Annotated in this window: 7 protein-coding genes; all 7 read left to right on the top strand. The window is 71.8% G+C overall.

The window, feature by feature from the left end:
- The first annotated feature begins 2 nt into the window (after positions 1-2).
- The 7 genes from BLW14_RS33630 (at position 3) to BLW14_RS33600 (ending at position 16,121) form a co-directional block, all read left to right on the top strand.
- The gene (locus tag BLW14_RS33630) at positions 3-395 is read left to right on the top strand and encodes a hypothetical protein (RefSeq protein WP_143052049.1); all 393 of its coding nucleotides are present in this window, start codon (positions 3-5) and stop codon (positions 393-395) included.
- Complete coding sequence (locus BLW14_RS33625; RefSeq protein ID WP_093711151.1) at positions 395-2,851, top strand: phage portal protein; 2,457 nt, start codon at positions 395-397, stop codon at positions 2,849-2,851. Before BLW14_RS33630 ends, BLW14_RS33625 begins: the two co-directional genes overlap by 1 nt.
- Positions 2,852-2,857: 6 nt before the next feature.
- Complete coding sequence (locus BLW14_RS33620; RefSeq protein ID WP_093711150.1) at positions 2,858-3,070, top strand: hypothetical protein; 213 nt, start codon at positions 2,858-2,860, stop codon at positions 3,068-3,070.
- A 72-nt stretch (positions 3,071-3,142) separates the two neighbouring features.
- Complete coding sequence (locus BLW14_RS33615; protein WP_143052048.1) at positions 3,143-14,869, top strand: hypothetical protein; 11,727 nt, start codon at positions 3,143-3,145, stop codon at positions 14,867-14,869.
- A gap of 11 nt (positions 14,870-14,880) precedes the next feature.
- Complete coding sequence (locus BLW14_RS33610) at positions 14,881-15,150, top strand: hypothetical protein (protein WP_093711148.1); 270 nt, start codon at positions 14,881-14,883, stop codon at positions 15,148-15,150.
- Between the two features lie 98 nt (positions 15,151-15,248).
- The gene (locus tag BLW14_RS33605; RefSeq protein ID WP_093711147.1) at positions 15,249-15,890 is read left to right on the top strand and encodes a hypothetical protein; all 642 of its coding nucleotides are present in this window, start codon (positions 15,249-15,251) and stop codon (positions 15,888-15,890) included.
- Positions 15,891-15,902: 12 nt separating this feature from the next.
- Complete coding sequence (locus tag BLW14_RS33600; RefSeq protein WP_093711146.1) at positions 15,903-16,121, top strand: hypothetical protein; 219 nt, start codon at positions 15,903-15,905, stop codon at positions 16,119-16,121.
- The last annotated feature ends 3 nt before the right edge of the window (positions 16,122-16,124 follow it).

Here is a 16,124-nt window from a genome sequence, read left to right as displayed (position 1 = left end):
GCGTGACTACTCAGCGAACTCAGCCGTCGAACGACGACCCGGTTGTCGCCCCCACCGACAGCACTGGGCCGGTGGCCTCCGACAAGGTCGGCCGGGAGGCCCTCGGGCTGCTCCTGCTCTCGTTCGGGGTGCTCGGCGGACTCGGTGCGCTGGGTGCCCTGCACTGGACCGCAGGCCTGTCCGCCGCCCTCATCGGCCTGTGCCTCAGCGGGGTTCTCGTACGCCGCAACTCCAAGCCCCGATGGCAGCAAGACGCCGGAGCCATCGCCGCCTTCGCCGGATACGCGGGACAGACCGCCGTCCTCTTCTACCTCCTGCCCCCGCTGGGATGGCTCGCAGTCAGCGCCCTCGTGGCCGCCGCCGGCCTGTGGCTGTCCAGCGCTGAGGGGGCCTGATGCCACGCCAACTCTTCCCCGCGCTCCGGGGGCTCCTCGTCCCCCGAGGCACCGCAGAGCCCTCACCCGCGCCCACCGAGACGAAGGACCTCCTGGCAGGAGGCGTCTACACGTCGGTGTCGTACGCCGGCGTCACGAACGTCTGGGGCACCCCGGGCCGCGCGGACGGCTGGGACCTCGAGCGGGTCATCGTCGAGGGCTACGAGCGCTCCATCTGGACGTTCAAGAGCGTTGAGGCCATCAGCAAGCACGCCTCCACTCTCCCGGTGCAGATCGGCCGCGGCGGCGACGAGCGGGAATTCGAGGAGATTCTCGAGGACCACCCGCTCCTGCGGCTGCTGAACAAGCAGGCCAATCCGCTCGAGACCGGTGACGTCTTCAAGAAGCGCCTGAGCGCCCAGTTGCTGCTCAGCAAGAAGGGCGTGTTCATCGAGAAGACGTACAGCCGCGGCGGCGTCCTGACCAGGCTCGACCTGCTGCCCCCGGACCGCGTACGGATCATCCCGGACGACGAGAACGCGAGCTACGTCAAGCACTTCGAGTTCACCGACTACGCCGGGCACATCCGCGAGCTCAAGCCGAAGTACGTCATCTGGCTGCGCGACCCCCACCCCACGGATCCTTTCTGCGGCGTGACGCCCCTTGAGGCCGCCGGCCTGTCCGTCGACCTGGACGTGAAGGCGCGCACCTACAACATTTCGTTCATCGACAACGACGGCCGCCCCGGCGGCATCGTCGGCATCGACCTGGACGGCGTCGACCCCAACGAGGTCGACCGGATCCAGAAGCGCCTCGCCCCCGGCGCGCACAACGCCGGACAGCTCACCCTCGTTGGCACCGGCCCTGGCGGCGTCACCTACGTGGACACCTCCGCTCGTCCCCGGGAGATGGCCTACGAGACCCTTTCCAGTACCGCGAAGAACGAGATCCTCTCCGCGTTCGGCGTGTACGAGTCCGTCATCGGCAACGCCTCCGAGCGGACGTTTAACAACGCGGACCGGGAAGAGTGGAACTTCTGGTCCCACACGGAGCTTCCCCACCTCAACCTGATTGCGTCGGCGTTCGACCCGGACCTGTCCGACGACTGGGTGATCCGGTTCGACACCAGCCGCGTCCAGGCGCTCGAGTTCCCCCGCCGCCAGGCCCGCGAGGAGGCCCGCAAGGAGTTCGAGGCGGGCCTGATCACGATCGACGAGTACCGGAGGATCGCCAACCGGCAGCCGTTCAACACGCCTCAGTCCCGAGCCCTGTGGATCAGCCCGCAGAAGGCTCCCGTGCCCGCGAACGACGAGGATGCGGCCGCCCTGGGCCTGGCACCCGAGCCGGAAGCCGGCGCCGCTCCGGGCACCGACCCGAACGCCATGCTGCCCTCGGCCGACGGCCAGTCCGCCGCCGCGGCGGTCGCCGAGGCCCGCGAGCTCGAGGCGGCCCCGACCGCGGCCGAGGCGGTCGCCCTGGCCCGCGGGCAGGCCCCCCTTGCGCTGCCCACCGGCGCAGGTGGCACCGCGGCCGACGAGGTTGCCGCAGCCCGCGCGCAGGCCACCGACCTCGGCCCCGGTCCCGCAGCCGGCGACGTCACCGCGGCGCGTACCGCCACCGCGCAGCCTGAGGACGGGCCGGCAGCCGAGGACGTCGCTGCGGCGCGCGTCGAGACCAAGTCTCTGGCCGGCCGGGGCTTCGAGGTCACCGACGCCGACTTCGACGCCCTGTCCCTGGCCGTCCAGGCGGCCCTCACCGCGCTGCTCGCCCGCCAGCAGGGCGTCATCGCCGCCCGGCTCCGCGCCCCGAAGACCCGCAAGCACACGCGCTTTTGGGAGCCGGAGAACGAGCACGACACCCGCGGCGGCAACGCGGACATCGACGGCGACCGCGTCGTCAGCGCTGCCCGGTGGGCGGAGGAGACGACAAACACCCTCGCCCCAATCCTCCAGCAGGCCGCCACCGCCACCGCCCGCAAGCTGGGCCAGGCCGTCGCCGGTACCGACACCGTGCCCCCCGCCGCCGTGGCAGCCGCTCTCGTCTCCGCGATGTACGCCGGAGAGGCCGTGACCACGCTGCTCGGCGACCTGGCCGAGGAGCTGCGCAGCCTCCAGAGCACCCCGGAGACGGAGCTCACGCTCGAGGACCTCGAGCGCGCCGTCACCCGGTTCTACGAGGCCGCCGCGCCCGTCCTGGTCTCACGCGTCGCTGAAACGTGCGCCGTGTCGACCATCAACGGGGCCGCGGACGCCGCGGCGGAGAGCGCCGGACCCGGAGTCGTCCGGACGTGGATCACGCGCCAGGACGACCGCGTACGACCCGCCCACAAGGCTCTGCACGGCAAGACCCTTCCCGTCGGCACCCCGTACGAGATCGCGGGCGCGAAGCTCCGCTACCCCGGCGACCCCTTCGCCCCGATCGGCCTGACCGTGAACTGCCGCTGCCGTCTGCACTACGACACCGACCCCCAGGAGTAACCCGCCATGTGGCCCGCCATCTGGATCGTCTGGACGATCGTCTTCGCCGTCGCCGAGGGCATCGCCCTGGCCAACAAGAAGGAGAACGACACGCTTTCCGAGAACTTCCGACGCCTCTTTCGCACCCGTACCAGCAAGGCCGGCAGAGCGATCTTCGCGGTCGGATGGTTCGGGTTCTCCTGCTGGTTCGCTATCCACATACTCACCGAGACCATGTAGACGCCGGCCGCCGCGTCGCGCCCGCGCGGTAGGGCGCGACGTTAACGGTCACCGGTGTGCATGGTCCGCGGCATGCAGAATCGCCCCGCCGCTGAGCACGCTGAGTTCGAGGTCAAGGCCGCCCGCCGTAGGTGGAATCCCGCCCTGCATCCGCGGGACAGCAAGGGCCGCTTTATTGAGACGGGCGGCACCGTCAGGCTCTGGGGCGGCAAGCTCGCGCGCGTCGTCCGGGCCCTTCCCAACGACCGCATCCTCGTTCAGGACCAGACCGGTCCGAACGAGTTCAACGGCCGTCGGCACACCACCAGCGCCAAGTGGGTGTCCATGGTGGCCCGGCCGGACGGCTCCGCACCGACCGACAGCGAGAACAAGGTCCAGGAGGAGGACGAGAAGCGGGTCAGCGACCCGCGGCGCGGCAACGGCGTTGCCCGGGACGACGACGGCGACCCGGACACCCCTAACGACCCGCACGACGCCGACGACCGCGGCCGCCCGATCGGGGACGACGACGACCCCGCCGGGCCCGAGGACGACGACGACCGGGACGAGCCCGAGGACGGCAAGCTGCCCGTCAACGTGCGCGCTCTGCCCAACCGGCGCCACGGTCCTGGCCGGTTCCGTGACACCGCTGCGGTCCGCCAGCACTTCCTCGACCTCGCCGACCGGCCCGGCCAGAAGCCACAGATGGCGCAGTTCCTGCGGTCCGTTGCGGGCGACGACGACCACCTCGAGGTCACCCACGACAGTCGCCTGATCGCCCTCCAGGACGACTCCACCGGCCGCTGGTACCTCACTGCCACCGGCACCGGACAGCGCATGGACGCGGCCGGCGACTTTGCCACCCCGGACGAAGCCCGCGAGTTCGCCCGGCAGCTCAACCGCAACACCGGCGGATCCCCCAGCACGGACGGCGGATTCGACTTCTCCGCACCCGATCTCGACGAAACTGCCAGCACCTGGCGCTCTGCCAAGGGCGAGAACATCCAGACCGTCATCAAGCGGACCCGCCAGGAGTGGGAGGCGGAGGCGAACGCGCCGAAGCCCGAGGCCCCGGACGTGAACCATCCCGCGGACCAGGACCCGTCCGATGAGCCGCTGAGGCATAACTGGGACGACCCTGAGGGCCTTGTCACGCTGACCATGCCGGAAGCTCTCGCCGACTTTCTGAGCGTCGACGAGACCGCGGCCATGGAGGACCCGGATACGCGGAAGGCCCTCACCGAGGCCACAAGGCGTCGTAACGGCACGCTCAAGGTGACCGCGCCGATCGAGACGCACCGCGCGCTCCTCGAGTGGGCGTGGACGCTTGCGGGAGGCGAAGGGCAGGAGTCCAACCCGAAGGAAATCCGGGCGTACAACAACTACACCAAGCGCGTCGATGAGGCTGCGGCAACGCTGCAGCGCAACCGCGAGGAGAGGCGCGCCGACGCCCCAGACGCGAATGCTCCCGACAACAGCAGGGGCGACGTGGACTCGCCGCCCGCTGACGCCCCTGGCGCGAAGCCCAGCGGACAGGGCGACGACGGTGGGGTCATCTTGAGCCCTGATGAGGTCAACGCGCCCGCGGCCGCAGCCCGCGCCGCCAAGGCCCCGTCAGCCATGAACGACGACGAGATCCGCGACGAGATCGTTTCCCTGATGGAGCGGGAGATGGCGAACGGCGGCGACCTGTCCGGCGTTGATCGCACCCGCCTGCGAGTCCTCGAGGCGGAGGAGGCTCGCCGCGCCGGCCGTACGCCGAAGCAGGAGCCGAAGCCCAAGCCGAAGGAACCTGCCGAGGAGCCCGGCGGCCTGTTCGACGTCAGCCCGGACGAGCAACAGCGATTCGTAGCCGATCCGGACAACCCGGACGACCAGGCCGACGATGCCTTCGGCACGCCGGACATGTTCGCTGCCGCTGAGGGCCGCGACACCAGCAAGCTGCGTCCCGTGCAGTCCCGCAAGCCGGCCGACTTCCAAGTCGGGGACCGGTTCGTCGACACCGACGGGCGTACGCACACAGTGAAGGAGCCGCCGCTGCGGACCTCGCGGGGCCGTATTCGCGTCGTCGACGAGGACGGAGGGGAGCACTTCCTCGCGCCGGATAAGGAACTTCGTGTCCTGCACCCTGCCGAGGACGCACCCGAGGTGCCGGAGGGCGACAGCCCGTCCGCGAACACGGCGGACAGCGAGCCGTCAGCGCCGGACACCCCGGAGGCCGACACCCCGGCACCGGACGCTCCGAACGACCGGGACACGAACGCGCCAGACCAGAACGGGCCGGAAGAGGAACCGTCCCCCGCCTCGGCACCGACCCCGGACCAGGTCCAGATCGACCACAGCGGCACCGGCACTACCGTCCGCTTCCCCACACCGAACGGCACGGTCAGCGACGAAGAGTTCGCGGTGCTGCGCCGCCTCGGGTTCAAGGCCAGCAGGGACAGGAGCCAGCCGCGGTTCTTCTACCTGCCCAGCAACATGACGCTGTCACGCCGTGAGGACAAGGTGCGTCAGCTCAAGGAGTGGCTTGACCGTCAGGGTCTCGACTACCACGCGCCGCAGGACGACTCCGAGAAGCCGGAGCTGACCCCGGAGCAGCTCGAGCGGCTCAAGGACCGGCACTACGCGCCGGCCGGTACCTGGGCCACCACGGACTTTCAGCCCGGCGACGAGGTGTGGACCGGCCACCAGTGGGACACGGTCGACTCGATCGGGCCGAAGAACCTTCGCCTGCAAAGCCGCGGTTCCACGCCGTACGACAGCGTCCTCGCCCGCCGCCGCGGCGGCGAGATCCGCACGATGTTCGACGCCCCGGCCGACGACGGCACGCCCCGCCCGGGTGCCGACGACCCCAAGAGCATGCGGGACGAGCAGATCACCGCGGAGCTCGCCCACCTGCGCGGCGCCACCCTGCCCGAGGGCAACGACCCGGCGGCCCGCGCCGTGCGCCGCCAGGTCACCGCCCGTATCCGTGCCCTGAACGATGCCCAGTCCGAGCGGACTTTCGCCCGTCACCGCGACGAGGTAAGCCGCCGTGAGCGAGCCGGTCTCGTCCGCGACCCCGCCCGCCTCGCCCGCCTCAAGGGTGAACAGGTCCAGGGCCGCGACGGCACGCTCATCGGCGCCGTCTACAAGGACACGAAGGGGAAGTGGGTGTTCGTCGACCGCGACGGACGCACCCCGACCAGCGAGAAGTACACGAGCCGCGCAGCCGCCATCACCGCCCTCAACAAGCTCACCGACCGGCGGAACCAGCGTGCCGGGGAGGACTGGAAACACTCGGCATGGGACGACGTCCAGCCGGGCGACACCATCCGCGTGCCCGAGCTCGGACGCCTGGAGGGCGCCCGCGTTCGCACCGTGACCGGCTGGTCGGAGCCGCTCCAGGTCTCCGAGATCCGCCGCGGTGACATGGGCCATCTCCACATCACCGGCAGCCGTGACGGCGAGGACGTCGAGCTCGATGTGCCCCGGACCGACGCCACGTTCGGAGCGTCCAAGCCCGGCACCGTGCCGGAGCCGGACCGCTCCGAGGCCGGTGGTGGCATGGACTGGCGCCAGATGCGCCCGGACGACTTCGGGCAGGACGAACGCCCGACCGCGCACCAAGATCAGAACCGGCCCCGGCCGGACGACGAGCTTGGCACGCCGGACCTCTTCGCCCACGGCGCCCCGGACAGCCCCGAAGTCGCTCCTACCCCCGAGAGTCCCGAAGCCGCGGCCGCCCCGGGCGCTCCCGACGCCTCAAGCGCGCCGGAGGCGCCCCGTACCGCGCCCGACGCCCCCATCCGTGAGACGTCGCCGGCGGACATGACCGACGACGACATCAAGGAGGAACTCGAGGAACTGCAGGCGTGGCAGAGCCGGCACGTCTCCAGCAACGGGGAAGGACCACGCATCCAGGGCAATGCCGTGGTCGCGCTCTCCCCTGTCGCCAACCGCCGCCACGTACTGAACGAGGAACAGCGCAACCGCGACAACACCCGCCGAGACCGAGAGGAGAAGGAGAAGAAGAAGCAGGAGCGCACCGAAGCACTCGCGCGCGCCGAGATCGGCAAGCGAAACGAGGACGGCGCATACCCGGTGACCGTCGACGGCAAGGACGCCGGCACCGTCGGCCAGCTCGCCCGCAAGTGGCGGTACACCAACGCTGACGGCCAGGGTTCCCCCGACCACTACCCGAGCCGCGCGGAGGCCGTGGCCGCGCTCGTCCGCAACCGCGACGTCCGCCGCGAGAACGCCGACGAGGACGCCCGGCGGGAGCGGGCCCGCAGCGCGGCCCCCGAAGGATGGGCCCTCGGCGATCGTGGCGACGTGGCTGAGAACGACATCATCCGCGTGCCGGTCACCAGGCAGGACGGCAACGGCCGCCCTTACCCCGTCGGCTGGAGGCAGCCGGTCCGCGTGAACAGCGTGAACCGGAACGACAACGGGACGATGGTCCTGTCCGTCTCCAACCTCGACGGCTCCCGCTCCAGCATCAGCCCTGTCTTCCTGAGCCACCCCGGCGACACCTTCGCCTGGGCCAACGACCGCACGCGTCCCGAGCCGACCCCGGCGTGGCGACACGAACTTCGAACTCGCATGGCCGACATCGGCGACGACGTCGCCACCCTGCAGCGCAGGGAAGGCCTCCAGGACCCGGAGCGCATCCAGCGTCTGCAGGACCTCATCCAGCGCGTCAGCCGGGGTGAGACGGACGATCTGCAGGGTGACCTCCGCCAGATCCGTGACGAGGCCGCGTGGCTGGAGAGCCAGTTCGACGACCCGGACCTTGAGCTGCCGTACGAGACGCGCAGAACCAGGTCCTGGGCCACCGCAGCCCGGATGAAGGCCGAACGCGACCTTCGGTATCCGGACTTTCAGAACACCGGCGGGGACACCAACGGCCCGGACGCGCCGGACCCGGACGCCCCGACCCCGGACGCGCCGAGCGCTCCCGACGAGGACCGTGCCCACCGTGCCAGGGGTCTGTTCGGCGAGGGCATGAACGCCGTGGGCGGCGACTCGCTGCCGGAGATGCAGGAGCTCGACGACCGCCTGGGCCGCGCCGACTCGGCCGACGACCGGGACGCGGAGCTCCGCGACGTCGCTGACCGCATGGACGCGCTCGCCGAGCAGTACGAGCTCGCCGGGCCGCAGGGCGAGCTTGCAGCCGATCGGTTCCGACGCGCGGCCCGCATCGCGCGCGGCGAGCAGGACGACCGCGACGAACGCCTCGGCGACGACGAGCGCCAGGACGACGACGGCAACGGCCCCGACGGCGAGTCCAACAGTGACCGGAACGATACGACCAGCACCCCGGACAGCGAGGACGACGACCAGCAGAACGGCCAGGACGAGGACCAGGCCCCGGAGGGCGAGGACGACCAGGGCGAGGACGCGCAGCGCCAGGGCGACGAGGAAAGCCGCCGTCAGCGCCGTGACGCGGATCCGGACGGAGATGCCACCGACCCCGACGGCGAACCCGACACCGGAGGGGCGGGCGCGCCCGGGGCACCGGGCGACGGCGGCGACTCGAACGGCGACCAGGGCGACGACGCCGACGGCCCCGAAGGCGGAGACGACGACCAGGACGTCCCCGAGGACGAGGACGACACCGACGAGGGGGACGAGGAGAGCGAGGACGAGCGGCGCCGCCGGCGTCGGCGCCGCCGTAACCGCAGGGGCGGCAACGGAGGACCCGGCGGGGGCGGACCGGGCGGACCGGGTGGACCGGGACTGCCGCGCCTGCGCCTGCCCGACTTCAACGCCCCGGACGGCGCCGGAGGCGGAGACGGTGGCGACGGAAACGGTGGTCACGGAGACGGCGACGCCGCGAACGGCCGCGGCCGCTCCCCGCGTCCCCGCGCCCGTCACCGCGACGTGGACTCCCTGCGCAACGCGTGGCGTACCGGCGACGGCCTCACCCCTGGCGAGGACACCCCCGAGCGTCGTGCCCACCTGTCTGCCCTGGCAGACAGGGAAGGCCTCGCCCTGTCGCCCAATGGCGGCTTGGCGACCTACCCGGAGCGGCAGGACGACGGCAACACCGTGTGGCGCTTCGCCCAGGCCCGCAACGGAACGAACCTGCCTGGCATCACCCTGACCTCCGATGACCCCGAGGAGGCGCGGGCACTCGCCGGACGTTTCGAGGAGCTCACCGACCGCAACGGCGACCCCTTCGACTGGGACGTGGAGGGCGGCCGATCGGCCAGTGTCGCCGCCTGGCGTGACGGGGAGGGCCGGAACCTGCCCCAGGCGCTCCGCGCGGTACAGGACGACTACGACCAGGAACGGGCAGGTGCCTTTGCCCTGCCCGAGGACCTCACCACCCTGGACGACTCCCAGCTCGAGGCCGCGTACGTGCAGGGTCTGGGCCCGGAGGACGAGCTTCGCGTCATGGCGGAGATGGACCGCCGCGATGGCTACGTCGACGAGCGGATCCGCGCTGCGGTGCCCGAGACACCCCCGGCGAACGCCGACGAGGCGGAGCGCGAGGGCCGCCTGATGGACGAGGCGCTCGGCTTCGGTGACACGGACGTCACGCAGCCCGCTCCGGTTACCCCCGGAGGTCTGCGCCGAGAGTTCGACGCCCTCGACGAGGAGCGTTTCCAGGCAGCCATGCAGGCCACCGGCGGGCGCATGCTCAGCCCCGAGGCCGAGGCCCAAGGCATCGACCCGCGGACCCTGTTCTCCGGCGGCAAGTACAGCAACAAGCGTGCGAAGGAACTCGCCTCGCCGGAACTGAACCACTGGTTCGACGGCGACGACGAGACCCCCGGAAACGGCCGGCTCACGTACACGCAGTACCGGCAGCGGGAAGCCGACCGTGCCCTGCGCGCCGAGTTCGCGGACATCGACGAGGCCCGCTACCTGGCTGCTATCGCCGCCACCAACGGGTACTTCTTCCGCCGACAGCACGAGGCCGGACCGATCGACGAGCGGGAGCTGTTCTCTGGCGGGAGCATGTCCCAGTTCGATCGGTGGAAGGACGTCGCGAGCGAAGAACTGCAGGACTGGTTCGACGCGAACGGCGGCCGCCTCACCTTCAACCAGTTCAAGCAGTCGCGCCGCGATAACGAACGTACTGCCCGCGACCTTCACGAGGAGGAGCAGCGCCGCGCGGACGAAGCCGGAGATTCCGAAGACACGGTCACCTTCACGGCCGACGACGTCGCCCCCGCACCGTCCGGGGATGTTGAGAGCGCGGAAGCCGCCACGTTCCGGTTCGGCGGCCACGACAAAATGCGGGAGTTCGCCGACCGGGCCGAGCTGCGCCCTGTCGGCGACGGCGAGACCGTGTGGCTCGATGGCCAGCAGATTGGCCACATCTCCAACGTTTACCGGTCGGATCCCAACCGGAATTCGGTATGGCACGCACGACCGTTCTTCGGCCCGGACAACGACCAGAGCAGCCGTTCCGAGAGCCGTGACACGGCCATCGCGAACCTCGTCGTTCGCGCCCTGAGGGACGGCCCCGTGGACCCCACGAACCCGAGTGAGGACGTCTGGCGCACGGTTACTGCGCACCTGGCAGACAGGATGTGGGAGCTGCCGGAGTCGCTCCTCGATAACCCCGAGGTACGCGACCGGCACGACCGGCTGTCCGCCTTGCTAGACGCCTTCCGCGACCATCGGTCCCCGAGCGGGAACCTGCGGGACGACCTGGTGCAGGCCCGCGACGACTTCGCACGGCTGCATGATCTCCTGCCCGCCACCAGGAGAACAGAGCGACAGCGCAGCCGACTCAAGAACCGCTCCTACTGGGCCGGACGACTCCTCGACGGCCTCGGAGATCCGGAGAGCGACCGTCAGCGGCCCCACGGCAACGATCCGGATGGTGACCGGCAGCCGCCCCGCGGCGACGATGAGCCGCAGGGCGACAGCAACGCGCCGTCCCCCGCCGTCCCGGCGCCGGACGAGCCGGTGAACGCCCCGGAGGACACCCCGCGCCCGCAGGCCGAGCCCACGCCCGAACCGGACCCCGAGCCGATCGACGGCCAGCCAGCGCACTGGGCCCGCGTAGAGGACCTGGTGCCGGGCGACATGGTCCGCATGAGCGGCACCACCAAGGGCGGTCGGCCGGTTCAGCGCGCCGGCTACGTCCACACCGCGCCCGTACTGGTCGACGTCACCCGACGCGGCCGCACCGAGCAGATGTGGCGCACCTGGGTCACGGAGAATTCGGACGGCACCGGCGCGAGCGGCAACGTCTACACGTCCGCCAACGCCACCGCGGCACGCGCGGAAGCACCGGACGACGTCGTGCCTGGCTCCCCGGCCAGCGGCGCCCAGGCCGCGCTCCGCTCCGGTGACCTGCCCAACCAGATCCCGGCGGACCGCGACGGCCGCGGCCTGTTCCCCGGCAGCACCGTCACGGGGACCGGTGACCGCGAGGGCACCGTCACGGGCGCCACCGACACCACCGTGTCGGTGCACTGGTCCGACGGCAACGACGACACCGCACTGTCGCCCACCACCCTGTCCGTCGCCGACGGACAGCGCCCCGACGGCTGGACCGCCGACGGGCACCGCGTGACGACCCAGAACGTCGTCAGCGACACAGACGGAGGACTCCTCGGCCCCGTCGACGACGTCGACGGCGACAACGTCACCATCACCACGACCGACGGCACGATCACCCGCAGCGCCGGGGACCTCCGTGTCACCGGGGAGGTGCGCGACGAGGCGCCCGACACCGCGCCGGTGACCGGCATCGACGAGCCCGCGGCCGCGGACCTCAAGGACGGCGACGTCGTCCTCCTGGACCTCGACGGCCATCTGGCCACCGTTGCGATCACCAGCCCGCCCAGCCGGGACGGAGACCGCGTCACCCTGCAGTACGCCGACACCACCACCGGCGAGATGGGCGAGATCAACGTCGACGCCCGCGCGATCCTCCCGCGCGCCCAGGGCCCGGACGGAGGCGCCCCGGACCTCGGCCCGGACGACGCCCCCGAGCCGGATGAGGATCTGACCGTGCACCCCGCCCCGCGCCGCGTGGACCCGGTGACCGGCCCGACCCTCGACCCGGACCTCGATTCGAGCGACCGGAACCTCATCGGAGACCACGCCGATGGGCCGGAGGACGACCCCGACGCCCAGCAGGCCGCCGTACGGATCACCGCCGACCTGCCCGTCACCCGCGAGCAGGCCGCGGCCTTGGCCGCGCAGTTGCGCGCGGCCGCGGACCCCACGACGGTCGAGGGCCGCGCTGCGCTGCGGGCCGCGGACCACCTCGACCGCGCCGCCGGTCGGACCCCTCCGGCGGGCCTCGACCGGCCCCGCCCGGCGAACGCCGCGCAGATCGGCGAGGGGGACCTGGTGGCCATGCCCGACGAGCGCCGAGGCGACCAGATGCGCGTCTTCCGTGTCATCGACGTTGAGAACGGCCCTGGGGGCGTGCGCAGCTTCCTCCTGGAGGACGAAGACCAGCAGTGGCGCCGCCGAGTTGTCCACGGAGCCATGCCGGTATGGCAGCTCCCCGAGGCCGAGCCGGACCCCGTCAACCCGCCGGACGTCGACGACGCCGACGGCGCGCCGGATGCCGAAGGCGGGCCCGGGCCCAACCCCCCTGGCGGCCCGGTGCGCCGTGTGGGCAGCGACCCCGCCGCCGCGCCGACCACTCCCGTCGCACCGACCACTCCGGACCCGGCGGCTACACCCGACGAGCCCACGGCGCCCATTGCCCATGTCCGCCCGGGAAGCCTTCGGGTCGGCGACGTCATCGACGCGCCGGTCAGCCGGACCGGCTACCAGTTCAACGGCCACCGGCGGCTCACCATCATCAGCGAACCGCACCGCAACGGCTGGTGGATGCAGCTCACCGGCATGGACGAGGACGGCAACGTGCACGACTTCGGTCTGCACAGCGGCCGCGCCGTGAACGTCTACGACCGCAACCGGCCCACCCCTGCCCTGCCCCCGGCCGGCGTACCCCGCGACCCCAACCAGGCCGCACAGGGCGACGTCGACCGGATCGTCAGCGACCACGGACGAGCACTTGCCGCGCGGATCATCGACGAGGCCATCGCAGGTACGGAGCCCCCCGGCGACATCCATGCCCTGCGGGATCAGATCGCGCAGCGCCTCACCGCTGAGGCCCTGCGCGACGCACGCCAGGCCGTCCGCGGCGACGGTTCCGCCGCACTCGACGCTACGGGCCTCACCGGGCGGGACCGGGGGGCCGCCCAGCGTCGTCTCCGCGACGCCCGCAACCAGGCGCACGCGGACACCGTGCGCGCGGCCCTGCGGACCATCAACGACCTCGAGCCCCTGGACGGGGAGAGCAACGAGGACTTGGCCGCCCGCGCCCGGGACCTGCTCCGCCTCATTCCGGACCAGATCGCCGGCCGCCCGTCGACGACGGACCCGGACGCCGACCCGGACGTCACGACCGCCGTCACGGGCCACGCAGACGACGCGGTGAACGCTCTCCTGCAGCAGCTCCAGGCCGCCGGGGTGGATCCGGGCGACGCGGAACGGCTCGCCCGGATCCTCACCCAGCAGATGGCCGGCTCTCGGCAGGCGACCGCCCGCCGGATCGCGGCCCAGGTTGCCGCGGCGAACCCGGACGCCGGACGGCAGCCGGGCCTCCTGGCCCGGATCGTCGCCTTCCTGGTCCGGATGGCCAAGCGCCTCGCCGAGCTGGTGAAGGCCGGCGCCCGAAAGATCGCCGAGAAGTACCGCAGCTCACGCGAGCGCCTGCGCCGTCTTCGTGCGTTCCTGGGTCGCATGGTCCGCCGTGTCCGGGAGTTGCCGGAGTCGCGCCGCCTGGCGCGCCTGCACCGCGCGGTGAACCTGCCTGACGCGGACGGCGACTCGTTGGCCGCGCGGATCTCCCACTGGGCCGGACTCATGCCGGAGCCTGGCCGGTTCGGTCAGTCGCAGCGCCGTGTCACCTTCTGGCGTCCGACGACGTGGGGGCAGCTCGCAGCGGGCCGTCTTCCGGACCGGTCGGACCGCGTCCAGTGGGCGCCGGACAGGGCGGCCGATGGCGGGCCCGGCCTGACCACGCTTCGCCACATGGCGGCGCTGCGGGCAGCCGGCAACGACGTCGACCAGGACGTGACCCGTCGTCTGTCCGCCGTGCTCGGTGACGACTTCGGCGACGATCCGCACGCCACGCTGCAGCACGCCGACGATTACGTTGCGGCCAGTGAGCGGCGCGTGGTCAACCTCCAAGCGGCCCGCAGCGGCGCGACCATCCCGGACGACGAAGACCTGGAGATCGAGATCACCGCGGCCCGTAGCGAGCTTGCGTCCGCCCGCCGGGAGTACGAGGACCTGCGGGCCCGGTACGCCGCCGCAGTGCCCGACGCCGTGGCCGCCGCACTGGCCGACGTCCGAGACATGGGCCCGGACGGCGCCAACGCAATCGTGTTCGGCCCAGGTACCGACCCGGACGCCGAGCGCGCCGTACGGGGCGTGCAGCGCCTCATCCCGCGCGCGTGGCTCAACACCCCCGAAGCGCGTCGCATGACCGCTCTGAACGGCAACCAGGGCCGCTACGAGCCGGAAGGGCAGCGGGTGACGGTCGCCGACCTCGCCGACGAGGGACTGGGCACCGCCGGGCACGCCCTGGCGCAGCACTTCGCCCGCCACCTCGGCGACCTGGACGCCGCGCAACGGGCGTTCTGGTTCGGCCAGACGCACACCGGCCGGCCCGGCGCACGCCGGATGCGGCCGAGCGCGATAGACCGGCTCCTGCGACGGCAGCAGACACAACCGGAGACCGGTGACACCCTCGCTCGGTCCGTGCAGGCGATGTTCAACGGCGATTGGTACCAGGACGACGACTTGCGCGCGTTCCTCCTGGGCCTGATGGCCACCAGGTAAGGAGGCAGGAAGTGTTCACCGTCACCGGTTCATTCGACGACGGTGCGACCTACACCGTGCAGATCACCGGGCGGGCCGACCGCCCGGTGGTCGGGTCGTACCGGGCTGCGGCCCTCGTGGAGCTCCACCTGGGCGAGCGCGTCGCCCTCTCACCAACCGGCCCCCTGGCTGCCGTTGCTGGGGACGACGACGCGTCCGTCCTGGCGGTGCTCCGCGAGTACACGAACGTCATCGAGGCGAGCGGACCCGTTCCGCGGCGACCGCGCGTGCCCGGAAGCTGATCCGGGCCGCTTGCCCAATTGGGCAAGAATGATCTTGGCCGGATCGGGGTGAGGCGGTGGCGGCGACATAAGCCACCCCGTGCCCCCATCCTCCGCCTGTGACCAGATACGGATTCGCCATCAAGGCTCTCCCCCAGGGCGGCAAGCCTTTCGGGGAGGAAGACGACGAGAACGAGGAGACCGTGGGCACCGAAGAGGCTCCGCTCGACGAGGTCGCCCCCGGCGTCTCCGACGAGCTGACCGAGGACCTGGACGAGAACCTGGCTCAGGACCCAACGGCGACCCCGGCCGCGCCCACGGACAACCTCGGCGAGAACCCCGCTGCGCCGCCGGACCCGGGTGCTCAGCCCGAGGGAGAAGGCGGCGGAGACCCCAGCGCCGCCCTGGACCAACCCGACGACGACTCCCGCCCGTGGGCAGGCGACGAGTACAACGAGGGCGACGAAACCGACCCCGACGGGCCCGAAGCCTGGTGCGCGTACACCGGCAGCAGCGGCGAACAGGCTTGGCTCGACAAGGCCGCAGACGGCACACTGACCGGGTGGGTGCGGGACGGCGCGGGCCAAGTGTGGCGCTACACCGACCCAGACGCGTGGGCGACCGACGTTGACGGTGCCCAGATGACGCAGACGCACCGCAACGGCGAGGACCGAGCGAACGCACCAGGAGGAGCCGCCCCGAGCGGCCCGCCCCCGGCCGGCGACCGCGGCGTCCAGGACTCGATGTTCGCGGGCCAGTAAGGAGATCCGACCGTGGCAACTCAGCTCGACCGTCAGAACTTCCAGGACCGCCTCAACGAGGGCAAGGCCGCGTACGAGGCCGGAGACCCCTCCGACGCCTGCCCGTACAACATGTACGGCAGCGTCGAGGAGCGGTTCGGATACCGCTACTGGAACCGCGGGTGGTCCATGGCCCGCTCCGAAGCTGAGGCGCGGCCTCAGCAGCCTGCGGAGGGCAGCGCAGGACAGTAGGTC

Origin of the sequence: Streptomyces sp. 2131.1, assembly GCF_900105515.1 — a bacterium.
In the GTDB taxonomy this organism is placed as follows: domain Bacteria; phylum Actinomycetota; class Actinomycetes; order Streptomycetales; family Streptomycetaceae; genus Streptomyces; species Streptomyces drozdowiczii.
The sequence above is the reverse complement of the archived record's forward strand: the minus strand, read 5'-3'. Positions and strand labels throughout refer to the sequence as shown.